Origin of the sequence: Pikeienuella piscinae, assembly GCF_011044155.1 — a bacterium.
Lineage (GTDB): Bacteria > Pseudomonadota > Alphaproteobacteria > Rhodobacterales > Rhodobacteraceae > Pikeienuella > Pikeienuella piscinae.
In genome coordinates this window covers 3,423,026-3,442,595 of the sequence record NZ_CP049056.1, presented here as the reverse complement: position 1 = coordinate 3,442,595, position 19,570 = coordinate 3,423,026, and the positions used below count along the sequence as shown (strand labels likewise).

The following is a 19,570-nucleotide window of genomic DNA, read 5'->3' as shown; positions in this document are numbered from 1 at the left end:
GATGACTCCCTCCCCACCGAAGCCGCGCATATGGCTGCTCTTCGCGCATCATTTCGGCGACAATGTCCAGATTCGCGCGGTGGCGGAGGCGGCGGCGCAGGGTGACGCTGAGATCACCGGGTTCCAGCTCGAATTCAACGCCATGCGGCATTACCCCAAGGCGCTGCTCGGCGCGACGCTGATCACGCTGAGGCGCGATCCGGGCTTTCGGCCGCCCTGGCCGGACATGGTGATCAGCAGCGGCCGGCGCCCGATCCCGGCGGCGCGCTGGATCCGCAACGCTTCCGGCGGGAAGACAAGGATCGTGTGGATCGGGCGGCCCTGCATCCCGCTCGATCAGGTCGACCTCGTGCTGACGACGCCGCAATACATGCTGCCCCCCGCGCCGAACGTGGTGATGTTCTCGATGCCATTCGGGGTGACGACGGCCGCCACCCGGCGCAAGCGCGCGGTGGCGCTGCTCGGCGGCTCCAGCAAGGCTGCCCATGTCACGCTGGCCTATGTCGACCGCTTCGCCGACGCCGCCGCCGCAATGGCCGCGAAGAGCGGTTTGCCGCTCTCGGTCTCGACCTCGCCGCGCAGCCCCGAAGGCGCAGCCGCACGGCTCGCCCGGCGACTGCCGGAAGCGGAGATCTATGACTTTCGGGCGCGCAAGGGCGAGGACAACCCCTATCGGCGCTGGCTGGCGGAGGCCGGGGCCTGTCTCGTGTCAGGCGACAGCATCTCGCTCCTGTCCGATGCGCTCGGCGCGGGCGCGCCGGTCAGTCTCCTGCCGACGCCTGCGCGCGCGCTGCTGGCGCGCTTTGGCGACACCTGGTGGGGCCGGCGCTGGTTCAAGAATAACGGCAATCGCGCCTGGTTCCGCCCGCCGGCGCATCTGCCGGCGATCCACGCGCGACTGGTGGCGCTCGGCCTCGCGCGGTGGGAAGACGGGCTTTTGCGGATCGACGACGTGACGCCGACGGTGCGCGCCGAACACGCGGAAGGGATCCGGCGGGTCCGCGCCGTTCTTCACGCGCCGCGCTGACGGGCCTCCAGCCGCTGGCGGGCGAAATCCATGTCGGCGGGCTTGTCGACATCATGCGCCGCTTCCGGATGATCGAGCAGAACGATCGCCGCATGGCACCCAGCCTTCGCTCCGATCATCGCCGCAGCTTTCGCCCGGCTGAGGCGGCCGAGCGCGTAAAGCGCAAGCGCAGGGAGCCCGACCTTGAGCGCCATGCGCAGGGGTCTTTTCCGGTCGGCCTCGATCTCGGTCCAGAATTCCACCGCGCCGCCGCCGCGCTCGGTGCGGATGGCGAAGAGATTGCAGCCGGAAAGCCCGCCATCGGAGAATTTCAGATAGGTCCGCCGCGCCGGGTTGCCGGCGCGCTCGACCACCGCGCGGAGGCTCGCCCCCGCCGCCGCGTCCGCGCCCGACGCCTCCGCCCCGGCGATAAAATCAGCGATCATCGCCGCGGTCAGGAGCGGGTGATCGGCGGTGGTGATCAGCAGGGGCGCGCCGAGCGCCGCCAGCCCCTCCGCCGTGCTCGTCGCCGGGGTGGCCGCCGCGTCGAGGCGCAACACGCCGGAGGGCAAAGCCGGCGCATCCGCCGAAATCGAGACGGCGATCTCGCCAATCTCCGGCGCCGCGCCCAACGCCGCCAGCACATGGTCGATCATCGGCGCGCCGGCGATCTCCGCGAAGGCCTTGGTGGAGACGCCGGCGGCCCGCGCCACCCGGTCCTCCGGCCCGCGATCCCCGGCGAGGACGAGAGTTTTCCAGCGCGCCACGCCTAGAGCGGCCAATGAGCGCCAAGATGCGCGATCAACGCCGCCCTCTGCGCTGCGTCGGGCGTCTGACAGGCGGCAAGCGCGGGCGGGCCGGGCCAGCCCTGATCCTCGATCTCCAGCGCATCGAACGTCTTCGCGCCGTCATAGCGCGGGATGACGTGGAAATGGACGTCCGGGTCCACCATCATGAGCATCAGGTAGTTGATCTTCTCATAGCCGATGGCGGCTTGAAGCATCGCCTCCACCGCCCTCACGGCGACGCCAAGCTCCTTGCACCCCGCCGCGTCGACATCGCCGAAGGCCGTGACCGGCTGCTTGCAGGCGAGGACGAGCGCGCCGAGCGTCGGCTGGTCGGGGCGCAGCATCACCCCCCAATGTTCGAGCTCCGCGATGCCGGTTTCGGGCCAGCCGAACTTGGCGAAGGTGGCGTTGGGGGCGGTCTCGGTCATGGCGGTTTCCCATCTGCTTTCGCGCCAGAGACTAGCGCGCGCGCCCCCCGCCGCAAGCGGTTCAGACCCAATCGGCCCAGCGCCCATGATAATCGCCCCGTCCCAGCAGGCGGGGCTCTCCGCCAGGCCATGTCGTCAGCCGAATCGCGGCGGAGCCCTGGACGCCGTCCGGCTCCAGCCTCAGATGCGCGAGCGGGCGGTCCTGCGAGGCCCGCGCGCCGGCGGCCGAAATCTCCGCGTCGATGACGGCGCGTGTCGACTCGGGCAGATACATCCACATGATCGAGTGCAGGATCACCCGGGCGCGGCCGGCCGCCTGCGGCTCCCGGAGCCGGAGGGCGAGCCATTCCGCCGCATCGCCCGCCGCCACCTTCAGGCCGCTCGCCGCAAGCCGATCGAGCGCCGCTTCCAGCCGTGCGCGGCGCGCATGCTGATCGGGCCAGACATAGCAGAGAAGGGGCGAGGGCCGGAGGGCGGGATCTACCGGCCGGAGATCGACCCCGGCCCGCGCCGCGATATCCAGCCTCGCGTCGAACGGCGGCGCCGCGCCGCGCCATTCGCATTCGATCAGCGGCGTCGCGGCGGCGTCTCCCCAATTCCCGACTCCGAGCGCGTAGCGGTAACGGTCGGGGACCAGGTTCAGCCCGGCGCTGGCGCCGATCTCCAGAAGCTCCAGCGACTTGCCGGTCTCCGTCGCGATGGTCAGAAGCCCGCCGAGCAGAACGCCGGAGCGGGCGACCTCGTTGGTTTGCGGCGGGCTGTCGAGCCAGGGGAAGAGCCAGGCGTCATGCGACGCCACCGTTTCCGCCAGCAGCTCCGCATCCGGCCCTGGCGCCGGCGGATAGGCGGCGGTCAGCGCCGGCGCTCGGCCCGAGAGCGCCAATGCGTGCAGCGCGCCTGCGGCGCGGAGCGCGAGCGCGTCCGCCCCCGGCTCACCCTTCCAGCCCAGGATCCGGGCGCCGAACCGGCTCGCCTCGATGGGCGCGGCGATCAGGCGGGCCAGCAGGTCCGCGGTGAAGGGCGAGCCGAGCCGGCGGCAAGCCTGCGCTTGCGCGCGGAAATGGGCCGCAACCGCGTTCGTCATGCGCCACCCGTGGTGAAATGAATCTCGGTGAAGCGGGCGCGGAGCGCGCGGGTCTCGGCCGAGAGCGCCTCGGGCTGATCCGCCGTCAGGGCGCGGGCGAGGAGACCGGCGATCTCCGGGATATCCGCCTCCTCCACCCCCCACCGCGCGAGTTCCGGCGTGCCGATCCGGAGGCCGTTCATGTCGCCCACAATCGGCGCGATGGGAAGGCCGATGCCGCAAGCGAGAAACCCGGCCGGCCGGATATGATGCGACGCCGCCTGCCCGCCGCCCCAGCGCGCGGCTTCGAGCGCGAACTGGTGCGAACCGGTGAAGCCCTGCTCGGCGGCGAAGACCGGCAGGCCCGCGCCGGCCAGCGCCGCCGCCAACGCGCGGGACAGCGCGACCATCCGGGCCGCGTAGGCCGCGCCGCAGGCCTTCCAATCCGCCAGCGTGATCGCCAGCGCGGCGGTCTTCGAAACGTCGAAATTCGCGGTGAGGCCGGGAAAGGCGATGGCGTCCAGCCGCTCGGCGATCTCCGGCTCGTCGGTGACGATCAAGCCGCCGGCCGGCCCGCCGAGGCTCTTATAGGTGCTCATCGTCATCAGATGCGCGCCGTCCTTCAGGGGGTTCGGCCAGGCCCCGCCGGCGATGATCCCGCATTGATGCGCGGCGTCGAACATCAGCTTCGCGCCAACGCTGTCCGCGATCTCGCGCGCCTCGGCGACGGGATGCGGGAAGAGGTTGAGGCTGCCGCCGATGGTGATGATTTTCGGCTTCACCCGCGCGGCGAGCGTCGCCAGTCCGTCGAGATCGACGGTGTAACCGTCGGCGTCCACCGGGGCCTCGTGGATCCGCAATCCGTAGAGCCCGGCGCAGCCCGCCATGTGATGCGTGACATGCCCGCCGATGGCGGCAGGGGGCGCGATGATCGCGTCGCCCGGCTTCGCCAGCGCCATGAAGCCGTAGAGATTCGACATGGCGCCGGAAGCGACGCGCATCTCGACATGGCGGGCGTCGAACACCTCCGCCGCCAGTTCCGCGGCGATGATCTCGATCTCCTCGATCGCCTCCAGCCCCATCTCGTATTTCTCGCCGGGCTGGCCGAGCGAGGGGCGCGAGCCGAGCCCGGCGGAGAGGATCGCCTCGGCGCGCGGGTTGAGCACATTAGTCGCGGGGTTGAGGTTGAAACAATCGCGCTCATGAATCTCGCGGTTTCGCACCGCGAGCGCCTCGATCCGGTCAGCGACGGAAGCGGCTGGCAGCGCGGCGGCCGCCTCGGCGCGCGCGCTTATCAGCGTGGCGGACGAAGTTGCGAGCCAGGGGCGGGGCGCGAGGGCGGTCATGGCGGTCTCCTATCTGTCGGCGCCGATAGAAGCGGCGCGGCAGGGCGCGCGCAAACCAGTTCTCTTGCGAATTTGGCCGAGAAAAACTACGGCTAGGCGATGTCCCTCTCCCCGCCCCGCGGCCCCGGCCTGCCGCTCACCGCGCTCCGCGCCTTCGAGGCGGCGGCGCGGCTTGGCGGCTTCGCGGCGGCGGCGGAGGAGCTCTCGGTGACGCCGGGCGCGGTGGCGCAGCAGGTCAAGGCGCTGGAGGCGGCGATCGGCGCGAAGCTCTTCGCGCGCCGGGCGCAGGGGGTCGAGCTGACGCCGCTCGGCGCTTCAGCGCTGGGCGGGCTTTCCGCCGCCTTCGACCGGCTCGGCGCGGCTGCAACCGCGCTCAGGGCCGGAGCCGGGCCACGCGCGGTCAGGATCGCCGCGCTACCCGCCATCGCGCAGCTCTGGCTCTCGCCGCGCCTCGCGGGGCTGCGGCAGGCGGCGCCGGAGATCACCGTCTCCGTCGCGGCCATTGAACGTGCGCCCAATCTGCTGCGGGAGGCATTCGACATCGCGGTTTTCCTCGACGAGGCCGAAGGTGCGGCCGACGCACTCGACCTCGGAGCGGACGTGATCTTTCCGGTCGCGGCGCCCTCCGTGGCCCGGCGCCTCCGCCGCCCCGCCGATCTGGGCCGCGAGTCTCTGCTGAGCGACACCGCCTGGTCCGATGACTGGGCGCGCTGGGCCGCCGCCGTTCCAGCCGCGCCGCGCCGGGCGCCCGCCGGCCCGGTCTTCTCGCTCTACGCGCTGGCGGTCGAAGCGGCGGAGAGCGGCGGCGGCGTGCTGATCGGGCATGGCCATCTGGTGCGCCGGCAGATGAAAACCGGCCGACTGATCGCGCCCTTCCCGGAGCGGGTCGCGACCGGCCGGCGCCTGACGCTCAGCCTCGCCCGCCCGGCGGCGAAGGGCGGCGCTACGGCGCGGATCGCGGCGATGCTGGCGGCGGGCTGAACGGAGCGCATGACTTTCCCGGACCTGATCCGAGAATGCGCCCAGATTGCGCCATCCATCGAGACCCCCGCTTTGAGCCGGGGTCTCCATCAGGCGCGCCTGCCGCCTAAAGCGCCGTGCGCACGTCCCAAAGCTCGGGGAAGAGCACAACCTCCAGCATCTTCCTGAGATAGGCGACGCCAGATGTTCCGCCGGTGCCGCGCTTGAAGCCAATCACCCGCTCGACCGTGGTGACATGATTAAAGCGCCAGCGGCGGAAGTAATCTTCGAAATCCACCAGTTTCTCGGCCAGATCGTAAAGCCCCCACATCGCCTCGGGGTTGCGGTAAACCTCTCCCCAGGCGGCGCGCACGCTGTCGTCGGCGCGGTAAGGCTGGGTCCAGTCGCGCTCCAGCGCCTCCGGCGCGATGACGAGGCCGGAACGGGCGAGCAGCCGGATCGCCTCGTCATAAAGGCTCGGCTCGGCGAGACGGCGCTTGAGGTCCGCGACCACGTCCGGCCGATGCGCATGGGGTTTCAACAGCGCCGCCGCCTTGTTGCCGCTGATGAATTCGATCGAGCGGTATTGCCAGGACTGGAAGCCGGAAGATTGCCCGAGATCGTCGCGAAACCGCGTATACTCGCTCGGCGTCATCGTGCGCAGAATGTCCCAGGCGTTGTTCAGATGCTCGAAGATGCGGCTGACCCGCGCCATCATCTTCAAAGCGGTCGGCATGTCGTCGGCGCGGATCGCGCGACGCACGGCTTCGAGTTCGTGGAGCGCCAGTTTCATCCAGAGTTCGCTCGTCTGGTGCTGGATGATGAACAGCATCTCGTCATGCGCGGAGGAGAGCGGGGCCTGCGCGTCGAGAATCCGGTCGAGCTTCAGATAGTCGCCATAGGCCATGGCGCCCTCGAACGACATCCGCGCGCCTTCCGCCTCCGCTTCGTGCTTCGGTTTCTCGCGTTTCATGTAACATCCGACCGCGTCAGGTATTCGGGCCGGTCCCAAAGCCGGCCGTCCAGCACCTCGGCCAGCACGCCGGCGGCGGCGGCGACGTCTGCGTGCGAAAGATAGAGCGGCGCGAAGCCGAAGCGCATGACGTCCGGCGCGCGAAAATCGCCGATCACGCCGCGCGCGATCAACGCCTGCATCGCCGCGTAACCCTGCTCATGCGCGAAGGAGACCTGGCTTCCGCGCACCGCGGGATCGCGCGGCGAGACGAGCCGCAGCCCATGACCGGCGCAGCGCCGCTCGACCTCGGCGATGAACAGTTCGGAAAGCGAGATCGATTTCGCCCGGATCGCCGCCATCTCCACGCCGTCGAACACATCGAGCGCGGCGTCGAGCCCTTTGAGCGAGATCACCGGCGGCGTCCCGACCCGCATCCGGCCGATCCCCTCCAGCGGGCGGTAATCCGGATCGAAGGCGAAAGGCGCCTCATGCCCCATCCAACCGGAGATCAGCGGCCGCACCCGCGCCTGGCGCTCGGGCCGGACATAGAGGAAGGCCGGCGCCCCCGGCCCGCCATTCAGGTATTTGTAGCCACAGCCGACCGCGAAATCGGCCCCGGCGCCGGTCAGATCGACTTCAAACGCCCCGGCGGAATGCGCGAGATCCCACATCGCCAGCGCCCCGACCTCATGCGCGCGCCTTGTGAGCCCGGCCATGTCATGGCGCCGGCCGGTGCGATAATCGACCTCGGTCAGCATCATCACCGCGACGTCCTCGTCGAGCGCGTCGGCAACTTCCTCCGGCGCCACGGTCTTCAGCCTGTGGCCGCCGCCCAGCCCCGCGATCAGCCCTTCCGCGATATAGAGATCGGTGGGAAAATTGCCGCTGTCGGAAAGCACAACTTTCCTGTCCGGGCGCATCGCCAGCGCGGCGGAGAGGCATTTGAAGACGTTGATCGAGGTGTTGTCCGCCGCGGTGACGCTGCCCGGCGGCGCGCCGATCAGCGCGCCGATCCGGTCGCCGACCCGGCCCGGCGCGGTGAACCAGCCGGCGTCGTTCCAGCCGCGGATCAGCATTTCGCCCCATTCGTCGGCCACGGCGGAGGCGATCCGCGCTTGCGCGCCTTTCGTCAGCGGGCCGAGGGAATTGCCGTCGAGATAGATGACCCCCTCGGGGATCAGGAACTCCGCGCGTTTCGCGGCCAGCGGGTCGGCCCGGTCAAGCGCCGCGATATCTGTCATCCGGGAACGACCCTCCGTCCTTCGGCGGCGCTCTCGTAGATCGCCTGCTCGATCCTGAGGTTGGCGAGATATGCGGCCGCCTCGGTCGGATTAGGAGCGCCGGTCCGGAAACTGTCAAGATAGTTCATGCATGAAATATAGACGCAGTCGCCGCCGAAATTCCTGTCTCGCCAGTCGAAGCGATGCTCCCGTTCGGCGTTCTCTTCGATTTTTCGAAGGAAAATCCGCCCCTCGCCGTCGATGCGGAGCGCGCCGGAATCGCCTTCGGCCAGAAACTCGCCCATCGTCCGGCGCCGGTCGGTTGCGGCGTGATCGGCGAGGCGATTGCCGTCGAAGAGCGCACGCCGCCCGTCCGGCCAGTCGAGGATGACGATCCCGGCGTCCTCGCCCCTGATCGCCGGGTTGAGCCGGCGCAGATCGGCGTAGACCCCTTCCGGCTCGCCGAAGATCGCGCGAAAGAGATCGATCCAGTGGATCGCGGTTTCATGGACCAGAAACCGCTCCATCTTCTGAAAATAGGGCTGGCGGGCGAGATAGGCTTCGGCGCCGCGCCCGTCGCCGGGGCGAAGGCGAAAGGAAAGCGACCAAGGGTCGCCTATGGCGCCGTCGCGAATCAACCGCGCGGCCTCCGCATACCAGGGCTGGTTGCGAATATTCTCATGGATGATGAGGCGCGCGCCTCCCCGGGCGGCCACGGCCGTGGCGCGCTCCGCCTCGGCCAGATCGCGGCAGAAAGGCTTCTGGCAGATGAGGCGCGCGCAGAGCGGCGCCAAGGCCTCGATCAGGCCGAGATGCGCGGCGGGCGGAACGGCGATGTCGATGATGTCGGGGGTCAGCGCGCGCGCCATCTCCACCGCGTCGGCGAAAACCGGCGCGCCCAGCCCTTCGGCCGTCGTCGAGTCGCTGTCGACCACCGCGACCAGCTCGGCGCCCTCGATGCGCGCCCAGGCGTCAGCGTGAAAGCGGCCGAAATAGCCCGCGCCGACCAGCGCGACACGCATCTCCGGGTCAGACATCCAGCCGCTCGAGCGCAGCCAGCACCGCCGTCTTCACCGCTTCGATCCCGGCGTCGCCGCCAAGTTCGCACGTCACCAGATCGCCGCCGGCGAAGGCCATGTCGACCGCGCGGCGGATCAGGCCGCCGGCGCAGGCGGCTTCTGGCGCGCCTTGCCGCTCCGCCAGCCATTCGAGCATCATCGCACCCGAGAGGATCATCGCGGTCGGGTTGGCGAGGCCCTTGCCCGCGATATCCGGCGCCGTCCCGTGACAGGGCTGGAAGACCGCGTGCTCGTCGCCGATATCGGCGGAGGGCGCATAACCCATGCCGCCCATCAGCGCCGCGCCGAGATCGGAGAGGATATCGCCGAACATGTTCTCGGTGACCGCAACGTCGATCGCGCCCGGCTTCTGCGCCATGGTCATCGCGAAAGCGTCGACATAGGCGCCGTCGGCCGTGATCGCGGGGAAAGCCTTCGCCCGCTCATGAAAAATCTCGCGGAAGTACCAAAAGGCGGCGAAGACATTGGCCTTGTCGACGCAGGTGACCTTTCCGGGATGGCCCGCCGCTTTCCGCGCCTCCGCCATGCGAAAGGCGAAGTCAAAGAGCTTTTCGGAAACCTTGCGGGTGATCAGCATCGTCTCGCGCGCCTCGTCCGCCGTCGCAGACCCCTTGGCGGCGGGGGCGAAAAGCCCCTCGGTGCTTTCGCGAAGGATGACATAATCCATCTTCGCCGCACGCGGGTCGGCCAGCACCGGGCGGACGCCGGGGATCGGGCGAACCGGGCGCACCCCGGCGTAGAGATCGAAATGAAAGCGGATCGAGATCTGCGGCGTGATCTCGCGCCCGTCGGGATGGCGCACTTCCGGCAAACCCATCGCGGCGAGGAAGATCGCGTCGGCGGCCCCGGCCGTCTTGAGATCGGAGGGGGGAATTTCATGCCCCGTTTCGCGCCAGCACGCCGCGCCGCCCTGAAGATGGTTCCAGTTCAGCCCGAAACCGCAGCGCGCCGCCGCCGCCGCCAGCACCGTCTCCGCCGCCGGGGTCACTTCGTGGCCGATGCCGTCGCCCGGAAAGACGGCGATGTTGAAATCCTGGACCATGTGGTCTCCTTCAGTCGAGAACGCAAGCAAGCGGGCCGAGATCGACACGCCAATGTGGGGGCGGGTGGCCCGGAACCGGGCTTGAAAACACCGCGAGACGGTCGCCGAGGAGGCAGCCGAGCACCGCTTCTTCAAGCGTTTCGCCCCTGAAGGCGAGGTTCGAGATGTTCTTCAGAATGCGCCCGCCGGCGGTGTCGAGATGCGGCCGGCCCATCGCATCCGTCGCCCACGCCGCTTCGGTCCAGTCGAGATGCGCTGGTGCGACGTCCTCGACGACGATCTCCTGCGCGCCGTCGGGGCGAACGCGGATGACGCGATTGGAGACGATCGAGGTGACCCAGAGCCCGCCCTCCGCGTCGAAGACCAGACCGTCGGGATAGGTTCCGGGCCCGTAGGCGGCGAAGGTCCGGCGGTTGGCCAGCGCGCCGTTCGCGCCGATGTCGAACACCGATGTGCGGCGCGCGAACGTCTCGTTGACGTAGAACCTCCGGCCGTCCGGCGATAGCGCGCATTCATTCGCGTACCCGAGTCCGTCGGCAACGATCCGCGCGCCGGCGCCGTCGATCAGAACGACGAAGCCGGTACAGGCGTCCTTCCGATAATCGTCCGCTCGGGGCTGGATGGTGGTGGAGACCGTGACCCAGAGCCGCCCCTCGGCGTCGACGAGCACAAAATTCGTCGGCGGCAGAGCGCGCCCGCCGATCTCCGTCAGCACCGGTTCGATCGCGCCCGCGTGATCCATGCGGAAAACACCGCCATCTTCGTCTCCGAGATGAGCGAGCAGGAACGCCCCCCCCGCCTCCAGCGCGATCCCGTTCGGACGCAGAGGCTGGGGCCAGCGCGCCTCGATCCGCCTGACGGCGCCCGACGGCGCGAGGATCGCCACGCCGCCCTTCCCGGTCCAATCCGGCGCGAAGACGATTCCCGACCCGTGCGCCAGCGCGCATTCGGGCCGCCGAAGGCCGGCGCCGATAAAGCTCAGGGCGTCAAGGTCGATCATCCCGGCGAAGACTATGCGCGGGCGTCCATGCGGACCAGAGGGTTCGTGAAGCTTTCGACACGCGGCGCGCCGGATAGACCATTCGCGCACGCCCGGTCCGGCGCGACGCCGTTTTGCTTCCAGCGTTCAGGTCGGGCGATGGGATTTGGACGCGGTGGGCGCGCGCGGAATGAGCCCGATTCACATGACTACGGAGGATTCATCGTCTTGATCGGAATAGTCGTCCGCTCTGCGAATACGGCGCCCGAAAGCCGATCAGCGCCGCTCCGACGCGACCGTATCCAGCGACAAGTTGTCATTCTCCGCGCTGCAAAAGAGCTTGCGAACAGCCACGTGAAGGCCGATGATCAGGAAGAAAGCTGCGGTTCCGATAACGACACCAATACCCAGACTGGCGAAAAAGCCGTAGGGAAACTTCAGCCATAATGCGAACGTCGCCATCCACATAATGCAGGTGGAGACGAGAAATGCCGGGAACGCCATAGCGACAGTGCGCCTCCTTCCTATCTCAGGATGTGCAGTCAAAATACGTATCCCTCATAAGTTGCATTCGTCAACACATGATGGATAGCGAACGCTTATGGGACGACCATGGTTCCAACATCTGCCAGATGCTGCGTAATTCGTTAAGATGACGTTAAGAAGGCGCTAATCCTGATTGGCTTCGCAGCCTGAAGCGCCTTGGTTCGCTCAAAGGCCGATTCTATCCAGGATCTACGAGGGGTCGGCGCGGATTTCCAGCCCGGCGTCGCATCGTGGTCCTATTTCCGCTTACGGCAATAGAGCTCCAGCCGATGATGCACGACCTCATAGCCAAGTTCTTCGGCGATAAGGGCCTGCAGCGCTTCGATCTTTTCGGAACGAAACTCCATGACTTCGCCAGTCTCCAGATCAATGATGTGATCGTGATGCGGCGCGTTGGTGGTCTCGAATCGCGCCGGCTCGCCCTCGAAGGCGAGCCGATGGACGACGCCCTGGGCTTCAAGCGCGGAGAGCGTGCGATAGACGGTGGCGAGGGAGACGGTGTCCTCGATCTCCCGCGCGCGCCGGTGCAACTCGTTCGCGTCCGGGTGGTCGTCGGCGCCGGCCAGCACCTTGAGCAGCGCGGCGCGCTGGCGCGTGATGCGCACGCCGTCGGCGCGGAGCGCCTCCTCCATTTCCTTGGCGATGGTCGTCACGTTCGTCATGAAGCCGCTTATAACCCGACCGGTTGAGCGGGTAAATGCGACGCGCTTTCATCTGGATTGACAAGATGCAAATCATTCTCATAATCATCACTGACCTCGAGCCGAAGTCGCAACACAGGAAATTCCGACGATGATCCTCCGCCTCGCAGCGCTATGCCTCACTATTATCTACGCCGCCGGGCCGGCCGCGGCAGACCGGTTGAAGGCGGTGACGACCTTCACGGTCATCGCCGACATCGCCGCCAACGTCGCTGGCGATGCCGCCGAGGTCGTCTCGATAACGCGGCCCGGCGCGGAGATTCACAATTACCAGCCAACGCCGCGCGACATACTGAAGGCGCAGGACGCCGACCTGATCATCTGGAACGGCCTCAACCTCGAGCTCTGGTTCGAGAAGTTCTTCCAGAGCCTTCGCGACGTGCCGGATGTCGTCGCCTCCGACGGCGTTGAGCCGATCAGCATCGCGGATGGCCCGTATACGGGAAAACCCAACCCGCACGCCTGGATGTCACCGGAAGACGGCAAGATCTACGTCGCGAACATCCGTGACGCCTTCATCCGGCTCGATCCGACCAACGAGGCCGTCTACCGCGCCAACGCCGCCGCCTACATGGCGGAGATTGACGCGGTGGCGGCGCCGATTCGGAAGGAGCTGGAGGCGTTGCCGGAAGGGCATCGCTGGCTGGTGACCGGCGAAGGCGCGTTCAGCTATCTGGCGCGGGATTTCGGACTGAAGGAGCTTTTCCTCTGGCCGATCAACGCCGACCAGCAGGGTACGCCGAGCCAGGTGCGCCATGTGATCGACGTGATGCGGGCGGAGAACATCCCGGTGATTTTCTCCGAAAGCACGGTCTCGCCGAAACCCTCCCAGCAGGTCGCGCGCGAGGTTGGCGCGCGCTATGGCGGCGTCCTCTATGTCGACAGTCTCAGCGAGCCGGGCGGGCCGGCGCCGACCTATCTCGACCTGCTGCGCGTCACTTCGGAAACGATCGTCAAGGGACTGTCGCAGTGAGAGCGACGCCGAGCCCCGCCGCGCACACGGACGCAGCCCCGGCGGCGGGGATCTCCGTCTCCCATGTCACAGTCGCCTACCGGAACGGGGTGACGGCGCTCCGCGATGCGAGCTTCGAGGTTCCGCAAGGGTCGATCGCCGCGCTGGTCGGGGTCAACGGGTCCGGCAAGTCGACCATGTTCAAGACGATCATGGGGTTTCTGAAGGCCGCCACGGGGGAGGTCCGGATTCTCGGCCTTAGCGTGGAGGAGGCGGTCGGCCGCAATCTCGTGGCCTATGTGCCGCAGGCGGAGGAGGTCGACTGGTCGTTTCCGGTGCTGGTCGACGATGTGGTGATGATGGGGCGCTATGGCCATATGGGCTTCACGCGCCGCGCCCGCCCGGCGGACCGGGAGGCGGTCAGGGTCGCCCTCGCCCGTGTCGGGATGACGGATTTCCGCCGCCGGCAGATCGGCGAGCTTTCCGGTGGTCAGCGCAAGCGGGTCTTCCTCGCCCGCGCGCTGGCGCAGGACGGGCGGGTGATCCTGCTCGACGAGCCCTTCACCGGCGTCGATGTGAAGACCGAGGAGGCGATCATCACCCTTCTGCGCGAGATGCGCGACGAGGGCCGCGTGATGCTGGTCTCGACCCACAATCTCGGCTCGGTGCCGGAGTTCTGCGACCGCACGGTGCTGATCAAGGGCACGGTTCTGGCGCACGGTCCGACACGAGAGATCTTCACCCAGCACAACCTGGAAAAGGCGTTCGGCGGCGTGCTGCGGCATTTCGTGCTTGGCGGCGCCGATCTTCACGATGACGAGGACGCGCGGCAGGTCACGGTCATCTCCGACGACGAACGGCCCTTCGTGCTCTATGACGAGCGGGACCGATGAGCGCGCTGCTGGAGCCGTTTTCCTATGGCTATATGGTCAACGCGATCTGGGTCAGCGCCATGGTCGGCGCCGTCTGCGGGTTCCTCTCGGCTTTCCTGATGCTGAAAGGCTGGTCGCTCATCGGCGACGCGCTTTCCCATTCCATCGTTCCGGGGGTGGCGGGGGCCTATATGCTCGGGCTGCCGTTCGCGCTCGGCGCGTTTCTTTCCGGCGGGCTGGCGGCGGCGACGATGCTGTTCCTCAACAACCGCACCGGGCTGAAAGAGGATGCGATCATCGGGCTGATCTTTACCTCGTTCTTCGGACTCGGCCTCTTCATGGTCTCGCTCTCTCCGACCTCGGTGAACATCCAGACCATCGTCATGGGGAACATTCTGGCGATCACGCCGGCGGACACGCTGCAACTGGCGATCATCGGCGTTATCTCGATGGGCGCGCTGCTGCTGACCTGGCGCGACCTGATGACGGTGTTCTTCGACGAGACCCATGCCCGCGCCATCGGGCTCCGCGTCACCTTCCTGCGCGGGCTTTTCTTCACGCTGCTGGCGGCGGCGACGGTGGCGGCGATGCAAACGGTCGGCGCGTTTCTCGTGATCGCCATGGTGGTGACGCCGGGGGCTACGGCCTATCTGCTGACCGACCGCTTTCCGCGATTGATCGGGTTGGCGGTCGCGCTCGGCGCCGGGACGAGCCTCGTCGGGGCCTATCTGAGCTATTTTCTCGACGGCGCTACGGGCGGGGTGATCGTCGTCCTTCAGACATTCCTCTTTCTCCTCGCCTTCTTCCTCGCGCCCAAACACGGCCGGGTCGCCGCGATCCGGCGGCGGGCGGCGGCGATCGCGCGCATCGACAACCCCGCGGAGGGCGACGCGTGATGGAAGAGCTAATGCTGCCCTTCTCGCTTCCCTTCATGCGCGATGCGATGCTGATCGCGGCGTTGATCGCAGTTCCCGCGGCGCTGCTTTCCTGTTTTCTGGTGCTGAAAGGCTGGTCGCTGATGGGCGACGCGATCTCGCACGCCGTGCTGCCGGGCGTGGTCGGGGCCTATATCATCGGCATACCGATCGGGATCGGCGCGTTCGTCGCCGGGATGATCTGCGCGCTCGGGACTGGCTACCTGCAGGAAAACAGCCGCGTGAAGCAGGACACGGTGATGGGCGTCGTGTTCTCCGGCATGTTCGGCCTTGGCGTGGTGATGTACACGAAAATTACCACCGACGCGCATCTCGACCACATCCTTTTCGGCGACATTCTCGGGATCGGCCCAGCCGACCTGATTGAAACCGGCGTGATCGCCGGCGTGGTGGCGCTGCTCATCCTGCTGAAATGGCGGGATCTCACGCTGCACGCTTTCGATCCGGCGCAAGCCAGGGCGGCGGGCCTGCCGGTGCGGCTGCTGCATTACGGGCTGCTAGTGCTGCTCTCTCTCACCATCGTCGCCAGCCTGAAGGCGGTCGGCATCATCCTCGCCATCGCGCTGATGATCGCGCCGGGGGCGACGGCGTTTCTGGTCACGCGGCGATTCGGAGCGATGATGGCGGTCGCGGTCGCGGTCGCGGTCGCGGCGGCCGTGACGGGCGTTTGGCTCAGCTTCTTCCTGGACAGCGCGCCGGCGCCGACCATCGTCCTCTTGATGACGGCGGCGTTCATCGCCGCCTTCGTCGCCGCAAGCGTGAGAGCCCGTCGAACCGACGCCTAGGGCCGCCGGCGCGCGGGGGCGGTCACGCCACCGGCGGATAGACCACCCTGCCCGCGCCGGCGCCTGCGTCCCTGCGGCATGCGCCGGGCGTGAGCCGAGCCGGGTCAATCCGTTCGCCGCCCATCAAGTGGTCGACGGCGTGGCCATTAACAAGCAGATGATCGGTGATGATGCGCCGATGACAGCGCCACCAGACGGCCTCGGCGCACATCATCGCCACGCGCGTCTCGCGCCCGAACGCCACGAGTTCAGCGAATCCGGCGGCGAATTCCTCACCAAGGGCGTAATCCGCATAATTGTGAAAGCTCCTCACGCGCCACATGGCGTTCACCGTCTCCTCCACCTGCGCCTGCCTGCCGCGCCGACCACCGAGCGCGGGGATGTGGCGATAGCCGATCTGAACCTGCGCCAGGTCCTGCTGCAGACGCCCAATGTTGAAGGCCGGATTGCCGCGCGACCGGGGGAAGGAACGCACATCGACCAGAAGCCCGACGCGGGCGTGGCGGAGAATGTCGAGAAATTCGGGGAGCGGCCGGTTCGAGTGACCGACGCTCATGAACCGCGCCCCCATCAGCCGATCTTCGTCAGGGCGCTTTCCTTGTGCGCGGCGACGTGATCGGTCTTGTCGCTTTCGATCTCATATTGCGGCTCTTCGCCGGAGGCGTGGCGGGTGCGGCCCTTGAATTCGAAATTCTGCTTGTGGACTTTCGAGATGCGCCCGCTGACGCGGCCGGCCTCGGAATTCCAGCTCACATGGTCGCCCTTGGAAAACTTCGTCATATCTGCCTCCTCGACGGTGAGAACGCCGGGGGCCGGCCAGGGTTCCAACACCCGGCGAGACGCCGCGCCGTCCGCGCCGGCCCGCCCGAAGGCGGCGCGGGACGACGCGCTTTCGCCCGTGTCATTTCTCGTCGAAACGCACCTTCACATATGAGCCCGGCGCCGGCTCAATCACGCCCAGCTTCGCGCCCGGCGTGGGCGCCGGAATCTTCTTGCCGGAGCGGCGCTTCAGCCAGCGATCCCAGTCCGGCCACCAGGAGCCGGGAACCTCTTTCGCATTCTCCAGCCACGTCTCGATGTCGGGCGCGTCCATGTCGTCGCGCACCCAGTGCTGATACTTGCCGAGCGCCGGCGGGTTCACCACCCCGGCGATATGGCCGGAGCCCGCGACAACGAAGCGGTTCTTGGCGTTCACCAGCAATTTGGCCGCGCGATAGACGGAGGCGGCGGGGGCGATGTGATCCTCCCGGCTGGCGAGGTGATAGACCGGTATCCGGATATCGGCGACGTCGACCTTGCCGCCATGGACGACCAGTTCCCCCTTCGCCAGCGCGTTGTTCTGGTAGAACCTGTCCAGATAAAAATGATGCACCTTCGCCGGCATCGCGGTCGAATCGGCGTTCCAGTAGAGAAGGTCGAAGGGGAACGGGTCCTTGCCGAGCATGTAGTTCTGCACGACATAGCTCCAGATCAGATCGGAGGAGCGCAGCATGTTGAAGGCGCTCGCCATCGTGTCCGCAGGCAGATAGCCTTCCTCCATCTGCTCGTCGACGATCTCCAGCGTCTTCTCGTCCACCAGCGCCTGAAGATCGCCGGCCGACGAGAACTCCATCTGCCCGGTGAACATCGTCGCCGAGGCGACACGCTCATCCCCGGTGCGCGCCATGTGCGCGAGCATGACCGCGGTCATCGTCGCGCCGATGCAGTAGGAGCCGATATTGACCTGGCTCTGCCCGGTCTCCTCGCGAACCTTGTCCAGCGCGGTCATGATCGCGGTCATGTAACTGTCCCAGGTCTCGCCCTTCTGCTCCGGCCCCGGATTGACCCAGGAGATGATGAAGACCTGATGGCCCTGCTCCACCAGCCACTGCATCATCGACTTCTTTGGGTTGAGGTCGAGCACGTAATACTTGTTGATCCAGGGCGGCACGAAGAGGAGGGGGCGCGACCAGACCGTCTTCGTCTTCGGCGCATACTGGATCAGCTGCAGCACGTTGTCCTGCCAGATCACCGCGCCCTCGGTCAGGGCCATGTTCTCGCCGACCTTGAAGGCGTTCATGTCGGTTTGCGAGATCAGCAGCTTGCCCTTGCCGCGCGCGATGTCCCTCGACAGCGCCTCCGCGCCGCGCACGAGGTTGGCGCCCTTTTCCGCGATGGTGGCGCGAAGCACCTCCGGGTTGGTCGCGGCGAAATTCGACGGACTCATCGCCTCGACGACGTTGCGCATGTGAAAGTCGAGCTTCCTGCGATCGCGCTCCGGCATCTGGCCGATATTGTGCGCCAGATCCTGCGTCCAACGCGAGGACAGGAGATAGGCCTGCTTCATGTAGTTGAAGACCTGGTTCTCCGACCATTCCCTGTCGGCGAAACGCTTGTCGCCTCGCTCCGGCTCCGCGAGCGGCTCGGCTTCTTCCGCCCCCATCCAGCCCATCATCGTCCGGCGCCAGAGTTCGGCCTGCTGGCCCCAGAGTTCGAGCGATTTCTCCGCCAGTTCGCGCGGGTTGTTCAGCATCTCCTTCGTGAGTTCGGTAAACACCGGGGCGACGTTCATCGGATCGGGGTGATGCGGGCGTTCGTCCCTGGCGCCCGCCTCCGCCATCCGCGCCCAGATTTCCTGCGCGTGCTGCATGACCGTCGCCATGTTCGCGGCGAATTCGGCGCTTTCCTCGACACCCGGAATGTCGGGGCCGGGAAGATCGCCTTTCGGTCCCTTCTCGTCGCTCATGATGGTCGCCTCCCACGATTCGCCTCTGCGGCCCGCCAGCGCTGGCGGCGCGCGCGCGCATTCGATACTCTGTATCCGGACTGTAGCATGGGGCGGCCCGAATGGCGCATACACCTCGACTGAAGCGCGGCGCCTATCCGACATTCGCGCTTGTGGCGAGCGGTCTTCTCGTCGCATCCCTCGGCGCGTGCGTCGGATCCGGCCCTGAGATCTTTCGCAAGGTTCCCGTTTCGGCGACCGTGACCGACGAATCGAACGCCGACTGGCCGCGCCTTGCAGATATTCCGCCGGCGCCGCCGCCGGGCGTGCATACCGACGCGACACCCGACCCCGCGCTCGGCGACGCCGCGCAGATCGACGCGGCCGTCTCCGCCGAGGCCGCCGAAACACGGCGCGCCGCGCTGGCGGGACCGATCGAATAAGCGACCGCCTCCAACCTTAACGCTTACGTTAACGGAAATACCTTCAATGGGCCGCAGATGCGGCGCAATCACGACACATTTCGACTTTACATCCCAACCATCGATAGGGGGCGGCGCGGGTTCGCTGCTGGTTCGGGGGGATCGGAATATGACGAAGCACACAGGTTTTCGGGTCATCATGGCGGCGCTTGCGGTCGCGTTCTTCGGCGGGGGCGCCGGCGCGGCGACGGTCGGCTTCGATGACGGGAAGCCGAAAAAGGGGGAGGCCTACGTCGAGGCGGGCTTCGCTTTCGACGACGCCCGCATCGTGAACGGCAATTGCATGAAGGGCGCCTGCGCCGCGCTCAACAAGAAAGAGCGTATGGTGATGACGCTGGAATCGGGCGACCGGTTCGACCTCAACCAGATCAGCTTCAGCTTTCTCGGCGGAAGCTCCACGAAAACCGGCAAGGCCGGAAACACCCTGACGCTGACCGCCGACAACGCCGCGACGATCTCGTTCAGCATCGCCGATTTCGGCAAGAAGCGCTTTCACACCGTCGCTTTCGATGACGGGTTCTTCGCCGGCGTCCGGTCACTGGTCTTCACCTCCAGCAATGGCGGCAATGTCCGGCTCGACGCCTTCGCCGCCGCGGCGTCCGCGCCGATGCCGTCGGTGCCGCTGCCGGCGTCGGCCTGGCTTCTTCTCGGCGCGCTTGGCGGTCTCGGCTTCATGCGCCGCCGCCGCGCCGCCTGAGCGCGCGCCTGCCTTTCCCCTCTCCCACAT

Annotated in this window: 22 protein-coding genes; 8 read left to right on the top strand and 14 right to left on the bottom strand. The window is 67.4% G+C overall.

What is annotated here, in order from left to right; translation table 11 throughout:
• The first annotated feature begins 1 nt into the window (after position 1).
• The gene (locus tag G5B40_RS16375; protein ID WP_165100753.1) at positions 2–1,027 is read left to right on the top strand and encodes an ELM1/GtrOC1 family putative glycosyltransferase; all 1,026 of its coding nucleotides are present in this window, start codon (positions 2–4) and stop codon (positions 1,025–1,027) included.
• Here the strand turns inward: G5B40_RS16375 and G5B40_RS16370 are convergent.
• The 4 genes from G5B40_RS16370 to G5B40_RS16355 all read right to left on the bottom strand — a co-directional run bounded on the left by G5B40_RS16370 (position 1,012) and on the right by G5B40_RS16355 (position 4,631).
• Positions 1,012–1,773, bottom strand: a complete 762-nt coding sequence (locus G5B40_RS16370; protein ID WP_165100750.1) for an NTP transferase domain-containing protein — start codon at positions 1,771–1,773, stop codon at positions 1,012–1,014. The genes G5B40_RS16375 and G5B40_RS16370 overlap by 16 nt on opposite strands.
• 2 nt (positions 1,774–1,775) lie before the next feature.
• Positions 1,776–2,222: an HIT family protein gene (locus G5B40_RS16365; RefSeq protein WP_165100747.1), complete on the bottom strand. Its 447-nt coding sequence runs from the start codon at positions 2,220–2,222 to the stop codon at positions 1,776–1,778.
• Positions 2,223–2,283: 61 nt separating this feature from the next.
• A complete protein-coding gene (locus G5B40_RS16360) occupies positions 2,284–3,306 on the bottom strand; it encodes a DUF2332 domain-containing protein (RefSeq protein WP_165100744.1) in 1,023 nt (340 codons plus the stop codon).
• The gene (locus tag G5B40_RS16355) at positions 3,303–4,631 is read right to left on the bottom strand and encodes a serine hydroxymethyltransferase (RefSeq protein WP_165100741.1); all 1,329 of its coding nucleotides are present in this window, start codon (positions 4,629–4,631) and stop codon (positions 3,303–3,305) included. The genes G5B40_RS16360 and G5B40_RS16355 overlap by 4 nt, the downstream gene beginning before the upstream one ends.
• 99 nt (positions 4,632–4,730) lie before the next feature.
• Between G5B40_RS16355 and G5B40_RS16350 the strand changes: the two genes are divergently transcribed.
• Positions 4,731–5,612, top strand: a complete 882-nt coding sequence (locus G5B40_RS16350) for a LysR substrate-binding domain-containing protein (RefSeq protein ID WP_165100738.1) — start codon at positions 4,731–4,733, stop codon at positions 5,610–5,612.
• 106 nt (positions 5,613–5,718) lie between these two features.
• Here the strand turns inward: G5B40_RS16350 and kynA are convergent, their stop codons facing one another.
• The 7 genes from kynA to G5B40_RS16315 all read right to left on the bottom strand — a co-directional run bounded on the left by kynA (position 5,719) and on the right by G5B40_RS16315 (position 12,074).
• A complete protein-coding gene (gene kynA / locus G5B40_RS16345) occupies positions 5,719–6,564 on the bottom strand; it encodes a tryptophan 2,3-dioxygenase (protein WP_211907357.1) in 846 nt (281 codons plus the stop codon).
• Positions 6,561–7,787: a kynureninase gene (gene kynU / locus G5B40_RS16340; RefSeq protein WP_165100735.1), complete on the bottom strand. Its 1,227-nt coding sequence runs from the start codon at positions 7,785–7,787 to the stop codon at positions 6,561–6,563. Before kynU ends, kynA begins: the two co-directional genes overlap by 4 nt.
• Positions 7,784–8,803, bottom strand: a complete 1,020-nt coding sequence (locus G5B40_RS16335; RefSeq protein WP_165100732.1) for a Gfo/Idh/MocA family protein — start codon at positions 8,801–8,803, stop codon at positions 7,784–7,786. The genes kynU and G5B40_RS16335 overlap by 4 nt, the downstream gene beginning before the upstream one ends.
• On the bottom strand, positions 8,796–9,887 hold the full coding sequence (locus G5B40_RS16330) for an isocitrate/isopropylmalate dehydrogenase family protein (RefSeq protein ID WP_165100729.1): 1,092 nt from the start codon (positions 9,885–9,887) through the stop codon (positions 8,796–8,798). The genes G5B40_RS16335 and G5B40_RS16330 overlap by 8 nt, the downstream gene beginning before the upstream one ends.
• Positions 9,888–9,897: 10 nt before the next feature.
• Positions 9,898–10,887 carry an SMP-30/gluconolactonase/LRE family protein gene (locus G5B40_RS16325; protein WP_165100726.1) on the bottom strand — a complete coding sequence of 330 codons (990 nt, stop codon included), beginning with the start codon at positions 10,885–10,887 and terminating at the stop codon, positions 9,898–9,900.
• A gap of 255 nt (positions 10,888–11,142) precedes the next feature.
• Positions 11,143–11,370, bottom strand: a complete 228-nt coding sequence (locus G5B40_RS16320) for a hypothetical protein (RefSeq protein ID WP_165100723.1) — start codon at positions 11,368–11,370, stop codon at positions 11,143–11,145.
• 278 nt (positions 11,371–11,648) lie between these two features.
• Complete coding sequence (locus G5B40_RS16315; protein WP_165100720.1) at positions 11,649–12,074, bottom strand: Fur family transcriptional regulator; 426 nt, start codon at positions 12,072–12,074, stop codon at positions 11,649–11,651.
• 130 nt (positions 12,075–12,204) lie between these two features.
• On the opposite strand from G5B40_RS16315, the gene G5B40_RS16310 reads away from it, so the two are divergent.
• Genes G5B40_RS16310 through G5B40_RS16295 form a run of 4 tightly spaced genes read left to right on the top strand, consistent with a single transcriptional unit; the run spans position 12,205 to position 15,657 of the window.
• Entirely contained in the window at positions 12,205–13,086 is an 882-nt protein-coding gene (locus G5B40_RS16310) for a metal ABC transporter substrate-binding protein (RefSeq protein ID WP_165100717.1), read from the top strand.
• Positions 13,083–13,958: a manganese/iron ABC transporter ATP-binding protein gene (locus G5B40_RS16305; RefSeq protein ID WP_165100714.1), complete on the top strand. Its 876-nt coding sequence runs from the start codon at positions 13,083–13,085 to the stop codon at positions 13,956–13,958. The genes G5B40_RS16310 and G5B40_RS16305 overlap by 4 nt, the downstream gene beginning before the upstream one ends.
• Entirely contained in the window at positions 13,955–14,833 is an 879-nt protein-coding gene (locus G5B40_RS16300; protein ID WP_165100711.1) for a metal ABC transporter permease, read from the top strand. Before G5B40_RS16305 ends, G5B40_RS16300 begins: the two co-directional genes overlap by 4 nt.
• On the top strand, positions 14,830–15,657 hold the full coding sequence (locus G5B40_RS16295) for a metal ABC transporter permease (protein WP_281350522.1): 828 nt from the start codon (positions 14,830–14,832) through the stop codon (positions 15,655–15,657). Before G5B40_RS16300 ends, G5B40_RS16295 begins: the two co-directional genes overlap by 4 nt.
• Positions 15,658–15,679: 22 nt before the next feature.
• Here the strand turns inward: G5B40_RS16295 and G5B40_RS16290 are convergent, their stop codons facing one another.
• The 3 genes from G5B40_RS16290 to G5B40_RS16280 form a co-directional block, all read right to left on the bottom strand.
• The gene (locus G5B40_RS16290; protein ID WP_246209579.1) at positions 15,680–16,213 is read right to left on the bottom strand and encodes a DUF488 domain-containing protein; all 534 of its coding nucleotides are present in this window, start codon (positions 16,211–16,213) and stop codon (positions 15,680–15,682) included.
• Between the two features lie 14 nt (positions 16,214–16,227).
• Positions 16,228–16,437, bottom strand: a complete 210-nt coding sequence (locus tag G5B40_RS16285; protein ID WP_165100703.1) for a hypervirulence associated TUDOR domain-containing protein — start codon at positions 16,435–16,437, stop codon at positions 16,228–16,230.
• Positions 16,438–16,558: 121 nt separating this feature from the next.
• Complete coding sequence (locus G5B40_RS16280; RefSeq protein ID WP_211907356.1) at positions 16,559–18,382, bottom strand: PHA/PHB synthase family protein; 1,824 nt, start codon at positions 18,380–18,382, stop codon at positions 16,559–16,561.
• Between the two features lie 101 nt (positions 18,383–18,483).
• Between G5B40_RS16280 and G5B40_RS16275 the strand changes: the two genes are divergently transcribed.
• A complete protein-coding gene (locus G5B40_RS16275; protein WP_165100700.1) occupies positions 18,484–18,804 on the top strand; it encodes a hypothetical protein in 321 nt (106 codons plus the stop codon).
• Between the two features lie 148 nt (positions 18,805–18,952).
• On the top strand, positions 18,953–19,540 hold the full coding sequence (locus G5B40_RS16270) for a VPLPA-CTERM sorting domain-containing protein (RefSeq protein ID WP_165100697.1): 588 nt from the start codon (positions 18,953–18,955) through the stop codon (positions 19,538–19,540).
• Positions 19,541–19,570 lie beyond the last annotated feature (30 nt).